The organism is Spirochaetota bacterium (assembly GCA_017999915.1).
Taxonomy (GTDB): Bacteria; Spirochaetota; UBA4802; order UBA4802; family UBA5550; genus RBG-16-49-21.
Window position 1 is genome coordinate 131,627 of the sequence record JAGNKX010000013.1, and the last position, 19,975, is coordinate 151,601.

Genomic DNA, 19,975 nt, shown 5'->3' on the forward strand with positions numbered 1-19,975 from the left:
AACGATTTTATATCATGAATCAATTGTCCGGTGTCTCATTGTCCGGATCGGATTCATGGTCATAGGAGTCGTTGAAAATCACCACTGAAAACTCGCCTTTTTCTTTTATAGAGTCAATGGCGGCGACGAGGCTCTCCACCGACTCATGGATGAATTCCTCATGAAATTTCGTCATCTCCCGGCCGATAAGAATCCTTCTCCCGGGAAAAACCTCGGCAATGGCATGGATAAGCTTTTTTATCCGGTAAGGGGATTCATACAGAACGATTATGCCGTCGAATTCCCGGAGCGCGGCCAGTTCCTTTTTTCTCCGTCCCTCTTTTTTGCTTAAGAATCCGCCAAAGGCTATATTTTTTCCATGGTATCCGGAAACAGACACGATTGCCGCCAGTGCGGAAGGTCCGGGCAGCGGGCAGACCGGAATTCCATGGTCCCGGGCGGCTGATACCAGCCTGCTGCCCGGATCGCTCAGGCCCGGCGTGCCCGAATCCGTCGCATAGGCAATGGTCTTGCCCTCATTGAGAAGGGCTATGATGCCGTCGATCTTAGCGGATGATGAGTGGGTGTGCAGTGAGTATGACGGCACTGAGACGCCGTAATGGCTGAGAAGCTTTCGTGTCTGCCTGGTGTCTTCGCAATACACGATATCGATCTCTTCTTTTAATAGCCTAACAGCGCGATAGGTAATATCCTCCATGTTTCCGATTGGGGTGGCCAGTATGTAGAGTGTGCCCGTAGACATGGGAAGAGCAAATCACAGGTTCGGGTTTTGTAAATTCATTTATGCAGGATTAAGAATAAAAATGGCCGATGTCTTAAAAATACTTGATAAATAATATAAAGTGGGGGGATAATGAACAGACTCATAGTATGGGGGGGACTTGATCACTCCGACGCGGAGCGCCGACCCGCCTTTATTGATTTCATCATGCAGCACCTATGTTAATCATTTCATGGAGGAATCCGGTATAATGGTTGTCGAAGAAATAAAAAAGTATGTTTCAAAGGAAAAAATGATACGGGATACCCTCGTCAGCTTTATCATCCTGTGCGCGGGCCTGATCTTATTTACCGCGATGTTCCTCGTTGCCGGATTGGCCCAGCAGGGCGGGGATATCTACCACCTGTTCCAGAACCTGGGACTCTTTTTCCTGTTTGCGAGCATTGCCCTCATCTATGCGGCCGTTCATCGGAGCAACGCGACCCCCGGTGACCATTCCGTACGCTCCCTTGTCCTTGACACGGGGAAGCAGGCACCGGTCTTGATCGGTATCCTGCTGGGCTCCATTGCGGCCCTTTTCATGGCGGCCTTGGTGGAGCTGGTCCCGACACTGTTCGGATATATCCCCTACGCCGGCCCGGTCATCGTCGCCCTTCTTTCACTGCCGATCTTCCTCGTCAATTTCGCCCTTATAGCGGCGTTGGTGATGATTTGGATCGTCGTGCCAGCCATGGTCGGCGAAGGTGTCGCCGTTAAAAAGATGCCGATGGATTTTTTCACGTTGATGAAAAGGCGGGGGCTCGTCATATTCGGCTCCACCATGATCGCCCTTGCCGTCTCCGTGATCGTTTTCGGCGGCGTGCTGATGGTCATACGCTATGCCACCGGCATCACGAGGGCGGTGCAGTGGAACATCGCCCCGGCCTATCCGGGGGTCTTCAGGTCGATCATCCGGCCGTCATACATCACCGATGTGGTCGCCAGGATAGCGCCTGCCACCGACCCGATCGCCGCGCTCCAGCAGTACGGCACCAGCATCTTCAATTACATTGAAATGCTCGGCACCCTTCTCAAGGTGATATACGGGACGGCGCTGGCCGCGATCGCCTCCTTCGTGCTGGGCCTCTTTTTCAATGTCATGTCGTTTATCTACACTCGTGCGAAAAAGGATGTCATTTAGATAAAGAAAGACAGACGCCGCATCAATACGGAAGGTTCTGTAGGGGGGATCTTCAAACCTTGCCGATACGTAATGACAAGTCAAGCGGTACCGGAGAACTGATATGAAAAGAGTGCTACTTGTTTTTAGTGTCGCGATCCTCATGCATCCCCTCGCCCTGATGGCTTATAACGCCGTTGAGGTCAATGAATCCTTTGAAAAAAAGGTTATCGGCAAAGAGGTCGAATATCTGGAAGACAGGACTGGAGAAATGGTCTTTGACCAGGCGCGGCTGAAAAGAACCTGGAAGACATCAAAGTCCGATTCCTTTAATTTCGGTTTCACGCCGACGGTATACTGGTTTCGCTTTGCCATTGACAATGCCGGGACCGGACCGATGAACCTGTTTTTTGAAATATCCTATCCCCTTCTGCATCATGTTGATTTTTACATACCCGGCGAAAAGGCCTACCGGGTCGTTAAAACCGGCACCATGTACCCGTTTTCGCACCGGGAGATAGAGGACAAGAACTTCATATTCCAGCTAAAAGAGGGACCGGGTCTCCATACCTATTATTTTCGCGTGAAGACCAAGACCTCCGTGAATTTCATCCCGACCCTGATGTCCCAGAAGGCGTATTTTAAAAAGATCCAGACACAGCTGCCGGTCATATGGATTTACTACGGCCTCATGCTCATCATGCTGGTCTATAACCTGTTTATATTCATTGCCATCCGCGATCGGAGCTATTTTTATTATGTGCTGTTCATCATAATATATATTTTGTTCCAGATGACCCTGAACGGGTATTCCTTTCAGTATTTATGGCCCACGGCGATCTGGTGGGCATGTAATGCCCTGCCGTTTTTCATTCATATGTCCGTGGCGACTTCGGCCCTGTTCATATGGGAAGTGATCGAGATGAACAGGCGTTACAAGGCGGTAAGCAGGGTTTATCTCTTTGCCATAATCATACCCAGCCTGATTATGGCCGGGTTAAGTCTCACGCTGGAATACGCTGCCGCCATACGGATTGCGACCGCATCGACCGGCATCCTGTCGCTCCTTATATTCGGCGGAAGCATCATCACCCTGGTCCGCGGCTCCCGTCCGGCCCGGTTTATCGTGGCCGGCTTTACCGGCCTGGTCGCCGGCATTGTCATGTATGTGCTCAAGTCCTTCGGAATCCTCCCGGAAATATTCATCACCGAGTGGGGGATCCAGATCGGGTCGTCCCTGGTCATCATATTCCTGTCCCTGGCCCTCGCGGACAGGATCAACATCATGGGAAAAGAATTGGGGAACCTCCTGGAGGAGCAGCAGGAACACGAAAAGCAGACGCAGGAGCGGGCGGAGTATCTGCAGGGGATCGTGAACACCGCGACGAACCTCTCCGCGGAATTTGTCAGGATCAACACGCAGCTCCAGGATATTACCGGGAAATTCTCCAACCTCTCCATGGAGCAGGCCGCGACAAGCGAAGAGATGTCCTCGACTTTCGAGGAACTCCTGGCGTCGGTGGAGACCATCTACCAGGCGACCATCATACAAAAGAATGAAGGGGAGAAATCGAAACAGCTGGTGGATGATCTTAACACCACCCAGAATGATCTTATCCAGGAAAGCATGAAGGTGGAGAACACCCTGAAGAAGATCGTGAATTCCACCACCTCCACCGGGGACAGCCTGCAGAAAATGACCGAAACGATGGATCTCATCAACGCCGGAGGGAAGGAGATCAACCAGTTTATCGCCATGATCGACGACATCTCGGACCGCATCAACCTCCTCAGCCTGAACGCCGCCATCGAGGCGGCCCGGGCCGGCGAGTACGGCCGGGGCTTTGCCGTCGTCGCGGACGAGATCGGGAAGCTGGCCCAGGCGACCTCGGACAATTCCAAGGAGATTGCCAGGAAAATATCCGGGATCATTACCGATATCGAGGCGGGGGCGCGCATCGTCAGCGACACCAAGGATTCGACCGACGTGATCTTCAAGATGGTGGGCGCCATCGGCTCCGGCATCAATTCGGTCAGGGAGCTGATGCTGAAGCAGAACAGGGCGCTGGAGATGGTCATCAAGCAGACGGCGGTGATCGATACCATGGCGAAAGAAGTCGTGACCTCGACCAACGAGCAGAAGAATTCCATGGGGCAGACCCAGGGCACCATAGACCGCCTGTCGGAGATGGCGCAGGAAATCTCCCAGGCCAACAGCCTCATCATAGATTTCGCGAAAATCATCCACGAGAAGGCCCTGGAGCTCGACAAGGTGGTGCGCAACGAGGCGTGACCGCCGCCGTGCCGGCGGCGCTCCTATGCCTTCCGAACCTTGTCGATGACGATACCCTTGTCCGGTGCGGTGGGGCACTTGAGCTCGCAGATGGCGCAGCCGATGCAGAGATCCGCAACCACGTAGGGCAGCTTGACCGTTTTTCCCTTCACGATCCCGTCCCTTACCCGTATGGCCTTGTCCGGTATCGGGCAATGCTCCTCGCAGACGATGCAGTTCTCTCCCTTCGCGTAAGGAATGCATAGGGCGGGATCGAACCGGGCGATGCCGATTTTTTCTTTTTGCTTTCTCGGCAGGGTGAGCTCCCTGATGGCGTCGGTGGGGCAGACCCGGCCGCACAGGTTGCACCGGTATTCGCAGTATCCGCGCCGGGTGTCCAGGACCGGCGTCCAGGCCATGGCGGGGCCCTCCGCGATTCGAAGGGGCTGGAGCACGTTGGTGGGGCACACCTTCATGCAGTTGCCGCAGCGGATGCAGCGCTGGATGAACTCATCTTCCGGAAGGGCGCCGGGCGGCCGGATGCGCGATATCGTGCCGGGCCGGGGCGGCTTTTTCGCGGCCTTCGACTTTTCCGCGCCGAAGGCCGCCAGCGGCGATGAAGCGGCCAGGGCACACCCGGCCATGGCGATGAAACTGCCGCGGGTCATGATCGCCCCCCCTGCCTTGCTCGCCCTTGTCACGGGCCTCTGTCTCCTGAACGTGAAGGTCGCCTTTTCGGTCGGGCAGCGGGCGACGCAGTCGAGGCAGAGAACGCATTCTTCCTTTATATAGGAATTGTCCTTCCTGATGGCGTTCATCCGGCATAGATTTCCGCAGACCCCGCAGTTCTTTACACAGGGCGTAGCGTCGCGCCGCAATAACGATCCGAGAGAAGGGAGGGCGAGGGTGGCGCCCAGGGGACAGAGGTAACGGCACCAGAAGCGGCGCTTCACAAGGGAAAGCGCCAGGATCAGGAGGAAGATAACGAGGATGGAGCCCGCGTGGTTGAAGATCGGCGTCGACAGGCTCAGGAACCCCTCCCTGAGATAATCGTATATTGATTCAAGCCAGCCGGGGTATCCGGTAGCGCCAAGGAGCGACGTGAAGGCCCTGTCGATGGAGCCGCTGATGAGAGGGTGAAGGGTGAAAGAAAAGGAGCGGGCGAAGACCGTTATGGGATCGAGAAACCAGGCCAGCTGGAGGCCCCCAATGGCGGCGATGATTGTCGCGCCGAGGAGCAGGTATTTGCCGTAACGCAGGGGCATCGGCTCCGCCTCTTTCTCTTTCAGGCGAAAAAGTCTCAGGATGAGCATCCTGAAATATGAAAGAAGATCGAGGAGCGCACCCAGGGGACATATCCATCCGCAGAAGCCCCGGCCCAGGACAAGGGTGATGATGAGGAGTATAGAGGCATAGGCCAGTCCCGGCAGGAGGACCCGTTCAGCTATGGAGGTGATGATCATGGCGTAGGGGTCTATCAGGAAATAGAATTCCGGATTTACGTACCCTGACAGGGGATACCGGGTGTTCCACAGGATATAGGCAAGGACAAGGACCGACAGCGTCTGGGCAAGGCGGCGGAACAGGATCAGTCTCGCGGACGTCATTGCCTTACACCGTAAGTTTTTTGATGGCGGCTTTCGCGATATCCAGTGTTCCGAGCTTTTTTTCCTCGCCGATCTTAATGTAGCCGATGTCCTGCGGGTCGATATCAAAAAGCGTCGCCGCGTAGGCGTCGGCCAGGACAGGGTCCGTGCCGGCGATGACCGTTTTTGCCAGCTTCACGTCCTTCAGGTTGCCGCCGGAGGGCCCGTTCCGCAGAAGGATCCGGTAGGCGTCGATGACGGTCAGGTCGGGATTGATGAAGCCGGTGAGGTCGGCGAGCTTCTCGTCGATGTTACGGTGTATCTCCCCGCGGTTGCCGCCGCAGACTCCCATCAGGTTCTTCATGGAAAGGGTGAGCCGCGCCAGGCCGTGGTGCTTGGCTATGGGCACGTTGATGAAGCAGTCGCATTCCACCGCGTCGCGGTATATGGGCCATGACTTCATGGGGCTCCCTTCGGGGAAGCTCCCCGCCATGAACTTGTTCTTGTTGATGTGGGATATGTGGCCGCCCGCCTTCTTGACCGCCTCGGCGATGCCGCTGTTGGCGTAGCACATGACCGCTGCGTTGCAGGTGTTGTCGAAGACCTTCACCTTTTTGGCCCCGGCCGCATAGCAGAGCCTGATGAGCGCCGCCAGCAGCTCAGGGTTCGTGTTGGCGGCGTATTTCGGCTCCCGGTCCCAGCCGATGTTCGGCTTGACCACGACGATGTCGCCGGAGTGTACGAACCTGTCGATGCCTCCCAGGGTTTCTACCGCTTTTCTGACCATGGCCGCGGGGCTATCGCCACTGACAACGGCCAGGTCATACAGGGTTTTGACCTGGCGCCTGGGTCGGGGCTTTAACTTCTCCGCGGCAAGGGCCCTGTAAGGAAGAACGATCCCGCTGATGAGCGGGATCGAGCCGATGAACGCGGCAATGGCACGGAGAAAATCTTTTCTCGAAGAGCGGGATTGAACGCCGGCGCCGTGTTTTGACAGCGCAGAAAAATATTCTTTCATGGTACCGCCTCCACTGAATACGTTTTGCGCGGCCGGCATCCTTGCCGGGCCGGCCGATGACCGGTTATGAACGCAATCGCTATTTTACCTCAAGGAGCTCCACTTCGAATATCAGCACGGAATTTCCAGGGATCGACTGGTTGTCCCGCTCGCCGTAGGCCAGGTTGCTCGGGATCGTCAGCTCGTACTTGGAGCCGACCTTCATGAGCTGAAGCCCTTCCGTCCAGCCGGGGATCACCTGGTTCAGCTGGAACTCGGCGGGCTGGTTCCTCTTGTAGGAGCTGTCGAATTCCGTGCCGTCGATGAGGGTGCCCTTGTAGTGAACCTTTACCATGCTCGTGGCGAGGGGGGCCGCGCCGGTCCCTTCCTTGATCACCTTGTACTGGATGCCGCTCTTGGTGACCTTGACGCCGGCTTTATCCTTGTTCTTTTTTAAATATTCTTCACCCTTTTTCAGATTGTCGGCGGCGCGCTCCGTCTGCTTCTTCATCATCTCTTCGGATATTTTCTGGAAGGCGGCCCGTATCTCGTCGTCGGTGAGCCTGCTCTTGGTTCCCTTGAAAACGTCCTCGACTGCCAGGTTGAAGGCCTTCATGTCGAGGTCCATGCCGCGGTTTTTCATGTCCTTGGCGAACTGCATGCCGATGCCGTAGCTCACCTTGGCGTTGTCGGAGCTGAGGTTCGCCTTGCACGATACGGCGGATAAGACGAGGAGAAAGCAGATGAGGCCGGTAACATGTTGCAATTTCATTTGAGTTGTCCTTGGTGTGTTAAATTAATTATGTGTTTTCCTGTATATTTATCAAAAATTCAACGATTATTTGCGGTTGCCCCGTCGCCTTCGGCGGAGGCAGGCATTGCTAATAATTGGATTTTTAATCAACAGTTGTATTACAGGTTCATGAAAAAGATATTTGTGTCAATTGATTTTTTGCTATCAGCTCCTGGAGGGGGGGTGGGCCTATGAAGGCGGGGTTTTGCGCGTATGAAGGGGGGGGGCGCGTATGAAGGCGGGGTCACATGATCCCGCCTTCAGATGTATAAATAATTACGCAATCAATCGGGCCCCAATTTCCATTTGACATATCCATACAATTGTCTTCAATGCCTCCATGCAATTCAGGGTTCTCTCTTCCGATAACGACACCGCCGCCCGCACCGGCGAGATCACCACTTCCAGGGGAACGATCCGCACGCCGGTGTTCATGCCCGTGGCAACGCGGGGCGCGGTGCGCGCCCTGTCGGGCCGCGACGTGGAAGAGCTCGATTTCGACATCATCCTGTCGAACACCTATCATCTCTACCTCCGTCCCGGGCTGGAGGTGCTGCGCGGCGCCGGGGGGCTTCACGGCTTCATGAATTTCCACCGGCCCATCCTCACCGATTCCGGCGGCTTCCAGGTCTTCTCCCTTTCCGATTTCTGCAAGGTCCGTGACGACGGCGTTGAGTTCCGCTCCCACGTGGACGGCTCGCCCCACTATTTTTCTCCGGAGTCGGTGCTGGACGCGCAGAGGGTGATCGGCTCCGACATAATGATGGTGCTGGACCAGTGCACCCATTATCCCGTGGCAGAAAAGGAGGCGCGGGAGGCGGTGGAGCGGACGGTGCGCTGGGCCGGGGCCTCGTACCTGTACTGGCACGAACGCTTCGATCATGAGAGGCAGTCCCTCTTCGCCATCGTGCAGGGGAGCGTATTCGGCGGCCTGAGAAGGGAGTGCGCCGAACGCCTGATGGAGCTGCCCGTTCCCGGGTTTGCCGTGGGAGGGCTTTCCGTGGGCGAGCCGAAGGATCTCTACCGTGAAATGACCGAGCTCACCGTCGGCCTGCTGCCCCGTGACCGGCCCCGCTACATGATGGGGGTCGGGAGCCCCATGGAGATCCTTTACGCCATCCGCTGCGGGACCGACATGTTCGATTCGGTCATGCCCACCCGCATCGCCCGGAACGGAACGCTGTTCACCTCCACCGGCAGGGTGAACATCAAATCGGCCGCGTGCGAATCGGATCCGTCACCCCTCGATCCGGCCTGCGGCTGTTACGTGTGCCGCACCTATTCGCGGGCCTACCTGCGCCATCTCTTCAGGGCAGGCGAGATATCGGCCCTCATATACAACACCTATCATAACCTCTATTTCATGAATGCCTTCATGAATAACATACGGGAAGCCATAGCCGGCGGCTTTTTCACGGAGGTGTACCGCAAGTGGGAAGCCCTGTATGGGAACGGAGACATTTCGTGATTATCAGTGAACAGTTGCGAATAAACGTGCAAAAATCTACTTGACCGTTTTTAATTAAAATAAATAATCTTGACATAAAAATTAGAGGCATTTATATTGTTGCAGGCATATTTTTTTATTATAAAGGCATAATGAGGGGGCTGGGGGATAATGGATATTTCAACCAGATCAAAAGGAGAAGTCGTCGTGCTCGATATAGCCGGCGAAATTGATCTTTACAACGCGCCTGAAATCAAAGATATCATAAATAAACTCATCGAAGAAAGAAAATATAACGTCATCATCAACCTGGAGAAGGTTTCCTACATAGATTCATCCGGTATCGGCGCTCTCATTTCCAGCCTTTCAAATCTCAAAAAATACCAGGGCGGCTTGAAAATAATCAACGTCTTCGCGTCGGTACGGAAGGTCTTCGAGCTGACAAAGCTGACGTCTTTTTTTGAGATATTTGATTCTGAAGACGATGCGGTCAATTCCTTCGCCGGATGACAGGATTGTCGACGGGAATAACGGCATAACATCATTTTTCGATAATATTTATAATTTACTCGACGAGGTCACTATGAAGCAGTTACGTAATGTTACGATCATTGCCATCGCCGCGTTGTCCATGACAATGTGTATCGCGTGCCGCGCCAATATACCGATCAGGGAAATGTCCTACGCGAAAAAAGATATCAACACGGCGCAGAAAGTGAGGGCCGACAAGTACGCCCCGGAGGAGATGGACGCGGCCAAGAAGAAGATGTATGACAGCCAGGACATGGCGGTCAAGGAAGACGTCAAGGAGGCCAAGAAGTCGGCCGAGGAAGCGTCCAATCTGGCGCAGGCCGCCTATAACAAGGCGCTGCCGCTCCTGGCAAAGGACACCATCGCCATAGCGGAGAAAAGCCTGGGCGAGGCAGGCGAGGCCTACGCCGAGCGTCTCGCGGCGGACGAATACCACGACGCCGAGGAGGCCCTCAAGCAGGCCAACGAGCAGTTCCAGAACAGGCAGTATGCGCAGGCCTATGACTCGGCGGTGAAGGCCGATGAGAAAGCGAAGAACGCCCGCAATACGGCCCTGGGCAAAAAAGAGGTCCTTCGCGACTCCATCGTGGAAGTGAAGCACACCCTTGAGGAGGCCGAGAAATACGGCGCGAAGAAATACGCGGCGGACAAGTTCAACCTGGCCAACGAGAATGTCGATGTGGCCGAAAAGGCCTACGACGCGCAGGAGCTGAAAAAAGGCTTTTCCGCCGTTGAAGTGGCGAAGCTGAACGCAGACGAAGCCCTGCTGATCGCCCTGAAAAACACCGCCGCGGAAAAGCTCTCCGCCGCGGAGAAGCTGGTGGGGCAGGCGGAGAAATCAAAATTCGCCGCCCAGAAAAAAGCTGAAATGAGCGCCGCCAGGGAGTCCCTGGATAACGCCAAATCGAAGCTGGCCGATACCAAGTACAAGGACTCGATCGCCGCGTCCGAAGAGGCGATGCGGCTGGCCATGCTGGTCATGTCCAAAAAGACCGAGGGATCCGAGATCGCCGAGGGAGCCGATGTGGGCCGGCAGCAACAGCAGCAGTTCGATGAAAAGGACTACTGGGAGTACAAGGTTGTCTGGCGCAAGAACTACAAGGATTGCCTCTGGTACGTGGCCCGGAAGTTCTACAAGAACCCCAGGAAATGGAAAGTAATTTACGAGTATAACAAGGATCAGATAAACAACCCGAACCTGATATATCCAGGCTGGATACTGAAGGTGCCGAAGCCGAAAAAATAACAGATCGCGCCGAAACGGCGCTTTCCATAATAGGGTAATTGCACAGGCTGTTTTTCCGGCGGCTTCGGCTGCGGGGCGAGACAGCCTGTCATTCATCGTCAGCCGTTCCGCCTGAGCGGCGAAGAGATGCACGCTGCGGTTGAAACACCTGCTGTAACTGCCTGTGGTTGAACAAGGCTTGATTGTATTATTTGAACACGGAAATATGAAAAAGCAAACTAAAAAAGGACACGAAGCCGACAAGAAGCAGGATGAGCTGTCTCATGAGGTGCAGAATGCGGACGCCGTGGACGCCATCGAGGAAAATGCCGATCTCGATCTTACCGATGAGATCGACCTCGATATCGACATACGCAAGGTGACGACCAGCGTCAAGAAAAAGGACAGCGCCGGCTATTCGGATTCCTCGATTTCGTGGTACCTCGATCAGATCAACAAGATACCGCTCCTCTCCCGCGAGGATGAGGACCGCCTCGCCCGCGCGGCCCGCGACGGCGACGAGAACGCGAAGAACCGCCTCATCAAGGCGAACCTCCGCTTCGTCGTGTCCATCGCCAAGAAATACCAGACCAGCGGCATATCTCTCCTCGACCTTATCAATGAAGGGAACATGGGGCTCATCAAGGCAGCCGAGAAATTCGACCCGGACCGGGGCTTCCATTTCATTTCCTACGCGGTGTGGTGGATCCGGCAGGCCATCATCCTGGCCATATCCCAGAAGGCTTCACTGATCAGGCTTCCCCTGAACCGCACCGCCGATATCCAGAAGATCGAAAAGGTCCATAAGAAGCTCGAGAGCAAGCTCGGCAGGGAGCCGAGCCCCGGGGAGATCGCCGAGGACCTCGACATGGACGACGACGAGATCAATCACCTGCGCAACATCACGCAGGATTACATATCCCTCGATTCGTCCTACGGCGATTCCGAGGACACCACCATCCTCAGCATGATCGTGGACCAGCGGGTGGACTCGCCCGACAAGAAGGTGCTGGACGAGTCCCTCTCGTCGGCCCTGGATGACGTCCTCAGGACCCTCACCGAATCTGAGCGGCAGATCATCAAGATGCGCTTCGGCCTTGACGGGTACGAGCCGATGTCGCTCCAGCAGATCGGCGACGAGTTCAAGCTCTCCAAGGAGCGCATCAGGCAGATCGAAAAAAAGGCGATACGCCGCCTCCGCCATCCGTCCCGCAGCCAGCGGCTGAAAAGCTTCCTCCAGGATTGAGTTATGTGGTACTTTTTACCAGGATTGATCGCCGGCGCCCTCGGGGCGCTCTTTCTCTTTTCCCCGGCCCCGGCCGTCGAGATCGGCCCCGCCTGGTGGGGAGCCGTCAAGAACCTCGGCGCCGTGGAGAAATCGCCGTTGAAAGGCTCGAAGCCCCTTTTCTTCGTCAAGGCCAATGAACAGGATTATTTCCTTCTCAAGAGTAACGGCGAGGTTTCCGTTTCCGGCTCCGTGACCGACGGCCTCAGCGCCTTCAGCGGCGACGGCCGTTTCTATGTCAAGTACCAGAAGGTCGGCCACGCCATCGAGTTCTTCAACGCGAAGGGCGACCGGTTCTGGAAGCTCGATTCGATGGAATATCCATACCTGTCCCATGGCGGCAAGGTCATCATCCTGATGAACGGCGACCAGTCGGGCATCAGGATGGTGGATTACAACGGCAATCTCGCGGGCATCCGCATATCCGGCAGGACCTGCACTGCCGTCGCCTTCTCTGACCGCGGCGATTACGGCGCTGTCGGATTTCTCGACGGGTCCTATTACTTCGTGGATCAGAAGGGGAAGGTGATCCATTACGGCATGACGCCGAAGATGACGGTGGTGAAGGGCCTCGCGGTCGCCGCAGGGGGCTCCTACGGCGCCGTCCATTACGGTGACAGCGGGAAGGATTTCCTGCGCGTCGTCGAGATCGAATCGGGCCATAACGGCGAGACGGAGCTGGCCCATGCCCACGCGGTGAGGACGTCTCTCCATGTGAGGGGCGACGGCTCCTGCGCGGTCATCGACGTCGACAGGATTCTGCGCGTCTCGCCGTCGGGAAGCGTAAAGATGAACATAGCCGTCCCGCCCAAGCGGCCCGGCCATTCATCGGTCAGCTTCGACAACGGCCTGTACGCGGCGTCCTACACGATGCAGAGCGGCGCCTCGAAAATCCTCCTGTTCCGCGAGGACGGCACCGTGCTGTTTTCGCGGGAATATCCGGCCGAGGCGTTTCTGGACGCCGCCGTGAGGGACAACCTGCTTTTCCTGCGCGGGTCCGATAACGTGTTCTGCTACGGCCTTCGCGGCCTGTAGCGCGCCCCCCGGAGCGGCCCGGGCTACAGGAAGATCATCATCACGATAAATCCAGCCAGGGAAATGAAAGCCGATATGACAAGGGAAAGGCGGAATTTGTCCGACTTTCTCTTGTTCCTCATCGAGTTCATTATCATGCCCCAGACGCAGAGCAGGAAGTTCAGGAACAGCAGCGCCTTCGCCACGATGACCCCGGCGCTGAAGTCGATCATGGTCTTCCTTACCGTATTATAACTGCCGCCCGACGGATGTACCATCTGATAGATGATGAAGGCAACGAAGATCACGATCCACGAGACAACGCTGGAAATGGTGATCATCCTGACCATGGTGTCGGGTCCGCGCCTGCGGTTTTTTATCTTTGCCATAAGCCCCTCCACAGAGTAATCCGGCCGGAACCGTATAAAGCCTCCGGCCAATGTTGATATCCGGATGAGGATATGTTCATTAATGGCATGTATATCCCTATTATACGGCATAAGGAAGAATTATCAAGTTTAATTTTAACTGGGCCTGTCGTTCTCTTCCAGGAGGAACAGGGCGTCGGCGGCCGAGACGGTCCCCTTGTCTATCTTTGCCGCGAGGAACCGGAGATTTTCGGCGAAGGCACTTCTCTCCCTTTTAATGGCGCCCTCCATGAGGATCCGCGTCTTCTCCAGGGCCGCGGCAGTCGCATGGCGCCGCTGCTCCTCCGTGAGGGGGCCGCCGCAGGCTAGGAGCTTCGCGATCGAGTAGACCCTGAATCGGTCCATGGCCGGGTAGCGGCCGGAGAGCTGGTCCTCGTGGCCGCCGTGGCGGACAACAAGCTTCTCGGGGATGAACCCGACCCATTCGCGGGCGGTCACCCTGAGCCAGAGGTCGTAGTCTTCGCAGGCGGGCAGGTCCTCGTCGAAGGGCCCGTACCGCTCGAAGCAGCGCCGCGACAGGACCGTGGCGGAGGGGCTGATGAGGCAGAGGCCGAGGGAATCGGCGAAGATGTCCCCCTCGCGCTTCAGGTGCCGGAGGCGCGGGTTCACCGGGCGCCCCCAGCGGATCCATTGCTCGTCGGTCTGGTGGATCGTCACCGCGGGTTTGCTGCCGATGTAGGCCGCCTGGCGCGCAAGCTTATCCGGGAGCCACCGGTCGTCCGAATCGAGAAAGGCCAGCCAGGGGCCCGAGGACATCGCCACGCCGGCGTTGCGCGCCGCGCTCACGCCGCGGTGCTCCCGGCGCGCGTAGGCGATGCGGTCGCTGTATTCGTCGGCAATGGCGGGCGTCCCGTCCGTGGACCCGTCGTCGACGACGATGAGCTCGAAATCGGCGAAGGCCTGGCCAAGGACCGATTCAATGGCCTCGCGGACGGGCCTGAATCGGTTGTATACCGGGATAATAACCGAAAAGAAAGGCATGGCGGAAAGAGTGTACCGTTCCGGCGGCGGCCCGTCAAGTATATTATTGCCTCGACTTTGCCTGTCTCGCCTCCTCTCGACGAGGGTCGAAGAAAGAAAAATCTTGACGCGGCTGAACAGGTATCATTTATGTTGGATAAACAACCAAAAGTCTTTGTTGCGCTGCCTTCTTGATATTAAGCGCCATGCGTATCTTCTGGGGGATATTATGGTACAATACTTCATCCGTTTTCGCGCGATTATTCTTCCGGCCTTAGTTGCCGCCGCTCTTGTTGCCGCCGCTGCAACGCCCCTCCTGGCCACCGGGGTCGGATTCTACGGAGGCGCCTCACTGGGACGTCAGTTCTGGGAGAAAAAGTCCGGTCATGAATGGAGCGCCGGCGGCGGCCTCGTCGTGGACACCGCCGTTGCCAGGGACAAGCTCTTCAACTACCGTTTTACCCTCGGCTGCGACCAGGAGAACGGGTTCCAGTATATTGATAAGCCCGTGCCATATACGTTCCGGCTGATGACCATGAATTCCGGGCCTACAACGTTGACCATGGATCAGACCCGGTCACTGTTTTACAAGTCAAAGCAGCAGATAAAGCCCCTTTCGATCAAAATGTCCCACGCCTTCGGTTTCGGCGTCCTCAGGACGCAGATCGTGCGGCTCTGGCTGGGGCCGGAACTGTCTGTTTCGGGAATGATAGACAAGACTTTTAACGTGAAAAGGCTTTGGGGCATTCGGGGCGGCCTTGGCCTCATCCTGGGGTTGAACATCAACCCGGGCGACCTGGTCACTCTCTCGTTTACGGCAAGCGGCCGCGCGGAATACGCCTATAGGTGTTCCTCCTATAAAAAGTACTCGATCAGCTATACGACAACGACGATGACACCTCCGGGAACGATGCCTTTTCCCGCAATAATGCCGTACGGGGATGAAAAGTCGAGGCCCGTCAGTAAGAAAGGCCTGAAGGACAAGGGCTTCAGGTTCGGGGGGCAGCTCAATGTCGCCATACTGTTCAGGGTGGGCGATAATTATACCATGACGGAGAAGGCCCCGGCTGCGGAGTAGGTGGGATGGGCCGCCTCCTTATCGAGGGTTATTCCGCTGTTGATCGGCTTTCATCATTCTACAAAGCCATGATTTATTTCTATCAATCCCCTTGATTATGGATGTGACAAACGTCAGTGTGGCTGTATAATTCCGGGTGGCGGGAGTGATGATAGGGGACAGCCGATTTTGCTCTGGACCGGCTGGAATCCAATCCGGTGCATGCTACTTCAGTATCACCAGCGCGTCCACCGCAACGGGCATGCCCTCGCTGATGAGGAGCGGATTGATGTCGATCTCGGCGATCTCATCATTCTCGAGGCCGATCCTTCCGAGGCTTACGAGGATCCGCGCCATGACTTCCCTGTTTACCGCCGCTTTGCCCCTGAAAGCGTCCAGGAGCTTTCCGCCCCTGATCTCGTCCATCATGTCAAGGGCGTCCCGCGTCTTCAGCGGGGCGATGCGAAAGGAAACGTCCCTCAGGACCTCGGTGTAGATGCCGCCGAGGCCGAACATCACGCAGGGGCCGAACTGCGGGTCGCGGATAAGGCCTGCCGCGAACTCGCGGTCGCCATTGATCATCCGCTGCACAAGCACACCATCAAGGTGCCCCTGGCCGCGCTCTTCAATGGCCTGATGGGCTTTTCTGAGGGCATCGTCGCCGTCGATTCCCAGCTCGATCAGCCCGCGCTCGGTCTTGTGCGTGATGGTGCGCGAGGACCCCTTCAGCGCCACCGGGTACCCGATCCCCCGTGCGATGGAGAGCGCTTCATCGAGACTGCGCGCCACTTTTTCCCCGGTTATCGGGATCGAATAGGACCCGAGGATACGCTTTGATTCGTATTCATTGAGGGCCCTGTCGCCCCTTCGCATTGCTTCCTTAATTATTTCATGACATCCAGCAGCCATGGGTGTTTCTGACTCGGTTCCAATGTTTTCCGCATGGTTCCCCGGCGATGGTTCCGCTATGACGGTTTTGCGCCGGTGATACTTTGAAACAGACGCTATGGCGCGCAGGGCGTTCTTCACGTCGTCATACACGGGAATGCCCGCATCGAGAAACACGCTTCTGGTCTCGCGGGCTATTTCTTCGAGGTCCAACGCGTCCACTTCCTGCCGGTAGTTCGGCATCACCAGCACCACGGGCTTGCCAGTGATTTCCCTCACTTCGCGGCACACCCCGGCCAGCTCCGCGGCCGGGACGAAATCCTTGATATTTTTCACGCCCATGACGTCCTTCTGGGCCTTGAAGTGATAGATGAGGAGCACCAGGATATGGATGTCGATATTCTCATCCTTCGACGCGTGGAGCAGGATCTCCCTGATATCCTTCGGCGGCACGAAGGGATTGGCAACATCGATCGGGTTGGCGGCGCTCGATCCCGGCTTCGGGAGCAGTTCCAGGATCGACGCCTTCAGGTCTTCGCGGAGCGGGGGAATGATCAGGCCGTAGAACTCGGCCGCGTCGGCAGCCGCTATGCCGAGGGCGCCGCCGCCGCCCACGATGGTGCAGCCGTGATAGGAACGGGCGGGGACCATGGAAAAGGCGAGGGAGGCGTCGGCCATCTCTTCTATACTTTCTACCTGGAGGGCGTTGCATTGCCTGAGGGCCGCTTCCCATATATTTTTTTTGCCGCCCATGGATGCGGTATGGCTCGCGGCGGCGCGGCTCCCGGAATCGGAGAGTCCGCCCTTGATGACCAGGACCGGCTTCTCCCTGCCCGCCGCCTCCAGGGCCGAGAGAAACCCGGGGCCGTCGTCCACTCCCTCGAGGTAGAGGCCGATCACTTTTGTATCAGCGTCCCCCGTGAGGTAGCGCAGCATCTCGGTCTCCCTGAGGTCGCAGCCATTTCCGAAGCTGACGACCTTTGAAAACCGTACGCCCCGCCACGTGCCCATGAGACTTAAGTCCACCGCATGGCCCCCGCTCTGTGAAAGGAAGGCGACGCCGCCGGGCTCCCGCGAGAGGTTCGGACCGGGCATGAGGGTCTGCCCAGATTTCGGGCAGTAGATGCCGAAGCAGTTGGGCCCGAGGACCCTGATGCCCCGGGCCGCGATGGCCCGCAGCTCTTCCTCGAGGGCGGCTCCTTCGGGGGTGCCGATCTCCTTGAAACCGGAGGAGAGGATCTCCACGCCGGCGGCCCCTTTCCTGCGGCACGATTCCACCGCCGCGGGAACGTCCCGGGCCGGGACGGCGATAATGGCGAAATCGATGGTCCCGGGGATATCCTCTATCGTGGGGTAGCTGTTCAGGCCTTCCGTAACGATACCGCGCTTGTTCACGGGATAGAGCGTTCCCTCGTATCCGATGACAAGATGGGAGCGGAGGATCATCCTGCCGAAGCTGAATCCCCCCGACGCGACGCCGACAACGGCGATGCTCTTCGGGCTGAACATCCTGTCGAGCTGTTCGTGGGTGTTCGGTTCGTTCCGTTTATCCATAATCCCTCCGGTTAAAAAGCGCTTGACGAGCGGCGGCGCTTTACTTATAACATACCATACCGTATGGTATGGAGGCGTTATCTTGTCAAGTAAAAAAGACGCGAAAATGATATGGCTCGATGAAGGATTGAAGATACTGGAAACGAAGGGGCCCTCGATGCTTTCAATAGATAGCCTGACCCTGCGCACGGGGAAAACCAAGGGGTCGTTCTATCATCATTTCAGCAGCCGCGAAGCGTACATTAAAAGTCTCCTCGAGTATTATGAGAGAATATCGACGCTGGAGGTCCTGGATGTCACCGGCGGCGGCGCCAGCCCGCGCACCGGCCTGAAAATGCTTACGAAACTGACCTTCCAGCTATCGGGAGGCCTGGAGCTGGCCATCCGCGCATGGGCGCTCTATGATCCGATGGTGAAGCGTTTCCAGGACCGCCTGGACCGCCAGAGGCTTGAGCATATACGGGGGCTCCATGCCGCGTCCGGCATGGATGAGGATGCTGCGCGGACCAGGTCCTACCGCGACTATTCGCTATACATAGGATTGCTGCAGCTCAAGCACCATCACTCTGATGAGGGTTTTCGCATGCTGCTGAAAAGCATCTTTTCCAGCTGAGGTTATATCCTGGATGTTTTTTCTGCCTGTCATTAAAAAAGGGCCGTTTCCCGGCGGAAAGGCCCTTTCCTGTGGAGCTGAAGGGGATCGAACCCTCGGCCTCTAGAGTGCGATTCTAGCGCTCTCCCAAACTGAGCTACAGCCCCGTGTGTAACTAATGTAAATTTATTGAAAGGCTATAAATCTGTCAATACTATTGTGCGTAAAAAAAGTGAATATACGACCCGGGATCAGTCTTTTTTCTGGAGCTCTATGGATATGCTCACCTTGTTCAGGCCGGCCTGCTTGGCCGCGTCCAGGACCTTGACGAAAAAATCCACCGACGCGCGCTTGTCTGCCTTGACGATAACGCCGTTCTTCTTGGCGTCCGTGGAATACTTGGCAAGCTCCTTGTGAAGCATCTGCTCCGTCACCTTGTTGTTGGCGACATAGATCTCGTTTTTCGCGGTCACGGACACCACCAGCGGATTTTCGCCTTTAACCTTCGTGATGGTCATCCCTTTGGGCAGGTTAACCTTGATCTTCGATTCCTGCTGGGGATTGAAAGTGTAAAGGAGGCTGAAGGTGATGAAAAAGAAAATGAACATGTTCATGACGATGTCGGTCATGGCAACCGATTCCAGGGTCAGGAACTGCTTGCTGTTGGTCTTTATCTTCATTTTTTCTTCCGTGAAGAGATGTTCTTTAATATGTGCACCAGTTTTTCGCCGTAATGGTTCATCTCCCGGGCGATGGTATTTATCCTGTTGATGTATATGCTGTAGATGATATAATAGGGTATGGCCACGCTAAGGCCGCCGGCAGTGGTGATCATCGCCTGGTAGATGCCGCCGGCGAGCTTTTCCACGGTAACGGAGGCGCCGGCCACTTCCCATGCCATGAAGGCGCCGATCAGTCCGATAATGGTGCCGAGGAACCCCATCATCGGCTCCACGCCGACGATGACCAGGAACAGGTGCATGTTCTTTTCAAGGTGCGCCACCTCCTCGTTGCCGGTATGCTCCATGAAACGCTCGATCTCGACCGGGTCCTCCCCGCGGTGGGCCAGTCCCACGCCGAGGACCCTCCCGATGGGATGCTCGGTCTTCGCGCACTCCTCAATGGCAAGGTCGGTGTGGCCCCGCTCGAGGAGGGAAAAGATATTGTCGGTGAATCTCTTCACGTCAAGACGGATTTTCCAGAGGAGCATGCCCCGCTCAACGGTCAGGCCCAGTGCAACGATGGAGCCCAGGATGATGGGGATCATGACCCATCCGCCCTTAACAATTATATTGTTCGTAAGAACATCCATGAAGATACCTCGCGGTTATATATGTCTAGTTGACATCGGCAGACGTTTTTTGTTTCAAAGAATATAGCGATGATAGTATTTCCTGTTCATGGTCCTGGACTGTTGCTTTTCGTCAAATGATTAATTGGGCGTGTCCGGTTAAAAAGTTCTTGTC

General features: G+C 56.3%; 18 protein-coding genes and 1 tRNA gene. 9 read left to right on the plus strand and 10 right to left on the minus strand.

Features of this window, described 5'->3' with window-relative positions; translation table 11 throughout:
- Positions 1 to 19 precede the first annotated feature (19 nt).
- Positions 20 to 742, minus strand: a complete 723-nt coding sequence (rsmI, locus tag KA369_18140; protein ID MBP7737905.1) for a 16S rRNA (cytidine(1402)-2'-O)-methyltransferase — start codon at positions 740 to 742, stop codon at positions 20 to 22.
- Positions 743 to 971: 229 nt separating this feature from the next.
- On the opposite strand from rsmI, the gene KA369_18145 reads away from it, so the two are divergent.
- Together KA369_18145 and KA369_18150 are read left to right on the plus strand one after the other, a co-directional pair.
- Entirely contained in the window at positions 972 to 1,901 is a 930-nt protein-coding gene (locus KA369_18145) for a hypothetical protein (protein ID MBP7737906.1), read from the plus strand.
- A gap of 103 nt (positions 1,902 to 2,004) precedes the next feature.
- Positions 2,005 to 4,173 carry a hypothetical protein gene (locus KA369_18150; GenBank protein MBP7737907.1) on the plus strand — a complete coding sequence of 723 codons (2,169 nt, stop codon included), beginning with the start codon at positions 2,005 to 2,007 and terminating at the stop codon, positions 4,171 to 4,173.
- 23 nt (positions 4,174 to 4,196) lie between these two features.
- On the opposite strand, the gene KA369_18155 is transcribed toward KA369_18150, so the two are convergent.
- From KA369_18155 to KA369_18165, 3 genes are all read right to left on the minus strand, one after another.
- Entirely contained in the window at positions 4,197 to 5,759 is a 1,563-nt protein-coding gene (locus tag KA369_18155; protein ID MBP7737908.1) for a 4Fe-4S binding protein, read from the minus strand.
- A gap of 4 nt (positions 5,760 to 5,763) precedes the next feature.
- Positions 5,764 to 6,756 carry a DUF362 domain-containing protein gene (locus KA369_18160; GenBank protein MBP7737909.1) on the minus strand — a complete coding sequence of 331 codons (993 nt, stop codon included), beginning with the start codon at positions 6,754 to 6,756 and terminating at the stop codon, positions 5,764 to 5,766.
- A 79-nt stretch (positions 6,757 to 6,835) separates the two neighbouring features.
- Positions 6,836 to 7,507 carry an FKBP-type peptidyl-prolyl cis-trans isomerase gene (locus KA369_18165; protein ID MBP7737910.1) on the minus strand — a complete coding sequence of 224 codons (672 nt, stop codon included), beginning with the start codon at positions 7,505 to 7,507 and terminating at the stop codon, positions 6,836 to 6,838.
- Positions 7,508 to 7,868: 361 nt separating this feature from the next.
- Between KA369_18165 and tgt the strand changes: the two genes are divergently transcribed.
- The 5 genes from tgt to KA369_18190 all read left to right on the plus strand — a co-directional run bounded on the left by tgt (position 7,869) and on the right by KA369_18190 (position 13,051).
- Positions 7,869 to 8,996: a tRNA guanosine(34) transglycosylase Tgt gene (gene tgt, locus KA369_18170; GenBank protein ID MBP7737911.1), complete on the plus strand. Its 1,128-nt coding sequence runs from the start codon at positions 7,869 to 7,871 to the stop codon at positions 8,994 to 8,996.
- Positions 8,997 to 9,146: 150 nt separating this feature from the next.
- Positions 9,147 to 9,485: an STAS domain-containing protein gene (locus KA369_18175; protein MBP7737912.1), complete on the plus strand. Its 339-nt coding sequence runs from the start codon at positions 9,147 to 9,149 to the stop codon at positions 9,483 to 9,485.
- 73 nt (positions 9,486 to 9,558) lie between these two features.
- A complete protein-coding gene (locus KA369_18180) occupies positions 9,559 to 10,752 on the plus strand; it encodes a LysM peptidoglycan-binding domain-containing protein (protein MBP7737913.1) in 1,194 nt (397 codons plus the stop codon).
- 205 nt (positions 10,753 to 10,957) lie between these two features.
- Positions 10,958 to 11,977 (plus strand): RNA polymerase sigma factor RpoD/SigA, encoded by a 1,020-nt coding sequence (locus tag KA369_18185; GenBank protein ID MBP7737914.1) that lies wholly within the window; start codon positions 10,958 to 10,960, stop codon positions 11,975 to 11,977.
- Between the two features lie 3 nt (positions 11,978 to 11,980).
- Positions 11,981 to 13,051, plus strand: a complete 1,071-nt coding sequence (locus KA369_18190) for a hypothetical protein (protein MBP7737915.1) — start codon at positions 11,981 to 11,983, stop codon at positions 13,049 to 13,051.
- A gap of 23 nt (positions 13,052 to 13,074) precedes the next feature.
- On the opposite strand, the gene KA369_18195 is transcribed toward KA369_18190, so the two are convergent.
- Both KA369_18195 and KA369_18200 read right to left on the minus strand, forming a co-directional pair.
- Entirely contained in the window at positions 13,075 to 13,419 is a 345-nt protein-coding gene (locus KA369_18195) for a hypothetical protein (GenBank protein ID MBP7737916.1), read from the minus strand.
- Positions 13,420 to 13,554: 135 nt separating this feature from the next.
- On the minus strand, positions 13,555 to 14,439 hold the full coding sequence (locus KA369_18200) for a glycosyltransferase (GenBank protein MBP7737917.1): 885 nt from the start codon (positions 14,437 to 14,439) through the stop codon (positions 13,555 to 13,557).
- A gap of 208 nt (positions 14,440 to 14,647) precedes the next feature.
- Between KA369_18200 and KA369_18205 the strand changes: the two genes are divergently transcribed.
- Positions 14,648 to 15,496 (plus strand): hypothetical protein, encoded by an 849-nt coding sequence (locus KA369_18205; GenBank protein MBP7737918.1) that lies wholly within the window; start codon positions 14,648 to 14,650, stop codon positions 15,494 to 15,496.
- A gap of 204 nt (positions 15,497 to 15,700) precedes the next feature.
- Here KA369_18205 and KA369_18210 read toward each other — a convergent pair whose 3' ends face one another.
- Positions 15,701 to 17,917: an acetate--CoA ligase family protein gene (locus KA369_18210; protein ID MBP7737919.1), complete on the minus strand. Its 2,217-nt coding sequence runs from the start codon at positions 17,915 to 17,917 to the stop codon at positions 15,701 to 15,703.
- 82 nt (positions 17,918 to 17,999) lie between these two features.
- Between KA369_18210 and KA369_18215 the strand changes: the two genes are divergently transcribed.
- On the plus strand, positions 18,000 to 18,530 hold the full coding sequence (locus KA369_18215; GenBank protein ID MBP7737920.1) for a TetR/AcrR family transcriptional regulator: 531 nt from the start codon (positions 18,000 to 18,002) through the stop codon (positions 18,528 to 18,530).
- 72 nt (positions 18,531 to 18,602) lie between these two features.
- Here KA369_18215 and KA369_18220 read toward each other — a convergent pair.
- From KA369_18220 to KA369_18230, 3 genes are all read right to left on the minus strand, one after another.
- A tRNA-Ala gene (locus tag KA369_18220) sits at positions 18,603 to 18,676 on the minus strand.
- Positions 18,677 to 18,760: 84 nt separating this feature from the next.
- On the minus strand, positions 18,761 to 19,189 hold the full coding sequence (locus tag KA369_18225) for a biopolymer transporter ExbD (protein ID MBP7737921.1): 429 nt from the start codon (positions 19,187 to 19,189) through the stop codon (positions 18,761 to 18,763).
- Positions 19,186 to 19,821 carry a MotA/TolQ/ExbB proton channel family protein gene (locus KA369_18230; GenBank protein MBP7737922.1) on the minus strand — a complete coding sequence of 212 codons (636 nt, stop codon included), beginning with the start codon at positions 19,819 to 19,821 and terminating at the stop codon, positions 19,186 to 19,188. Before KA369_18230 ends, KA369_18225 begins: the two co-directional genes overlap by 4 nt.
- Between the last annotated feature and the right edge of the window lie 154 nt (positions 19,822 to 19,975).

Excerpts from the sequence above, each read along its gene's own strand:
- rsmI (MBP7737905.1), bottom strand. The coding sequence starts at position 742 with ATGTCTACGGGCACACTCTACATACTGGCCACCCCAATCGGAAACATG.
- KA369_18145 (MBP7737906.1), top strand. The coding sequence starts at position 972 with ATGGTTGTCGAAGAAATAAAAAAGTATGTTTCAAAGGAAAAAATGATA.
- KA369_18150 (MBP7737907.1), top strand. The coding sequence starts at position 2,005 with ATGAAAAGAGTGCTACTTGTTTTTAGTGTCGCGATCCTCATGCATCCC.
- KA369_18155 (MBP7737908.1), bottom strand. The coding sequence starts at position 5,759 with ATGACGTCCGCGAGACTGATCCTGTTCCGCCGCCTTGCCCAGACGCTG.
- KA369_18160 (MBP7737909.1), bottom strand. The coding sequence starts at position 6,756 with ATGAAAGAATATTTTTCTGCGCTGTCAAAACACGGCGCCGGCGTTCAA.
- KA369_18165 (MBP7737910.1), bottom strand. The coding sequence starts at position 7,507 with ATGAAATTGCAACATGTTACCGGCCTCATCTGCTTTCTCCTCGTCTTA.
- tgt (MBP7737911.1), top strand. The coding sequence starts at position 7,869 with ATGCAATTCAGGGTTCTCTCTTCCGATAACGACACCGCCGCCCGCACC.
- KA369_18175 (MBP7737912.1), top strand. The coding sequence starts at position 9,147 with ATGGATATTTCAACCAGATCAAAAGGAGAAGTCGTCGTGCTCGATATA.
- KA369_18180 (MBP7737913.1), top strand. The coding sequence starts at position 9,559 with ATGAAGCAGTTACGTAATGTTACGATCATTGCCATCGCCGCGTTGTCC.
- KA369_18185 (MBP7737914.1), top strand. The coding sequence starts at position 10,958 with ATGAAAAAGCAAACTAAAAAAGGACACGAAGCCGACAAGAAGCAGGAT.
- KA369_18190 (MBP7737915.1), top strand. The coding sequence starts at position 11,981 with ATGTGGTACTTTTTACCAGGATTGATCGCCGGCGCCCTCGGGGCGCTC.
- KA369_18195 (MBP7737916.1), bottom strand. The coding sequence starts at position 13,419 with ATGGCAAAGATAAAAAACCGCAGGCGCGGACCCGACACCATGGTCAGG.
- KA369_18200 (MBP7737917.1), bottom strand. The coding sequence starts at position 14,439 with ATGCCTTTCTTTTCGGTTATTATCCCGGTATACAACCGATTCAGGCCC.
- KA369_18205 (MBP7737918.1), top strand. The coding sequence starts at position 14,648 with ATGGTACAATACTTCATCCGTTTTCGCGCGATTATTCTTCCGGCCTTA.
- KA369_18210 (MBP7737919.1), bottom strand. The coding sequence starts at position 17,917 with ATGGATAAACGGAACGAACCGAACACCCACGAACAGCTCGACAGGATG.
- KA369_18225 (MBP7737921.1), bottom strand. The coding sequence starts at position 19,189 with ATGAAGATAAAGACCAACAGCAAGCAGTTCCTGACCCTGGAATCGGTT.
- KA369_18230 (MBP7737922.1), bottom strand. The coding sequence starts at position 19,821 with ATGGATGTTCTTACGAACAATATAATTGTTAAGGGCGGATGGGTCATG.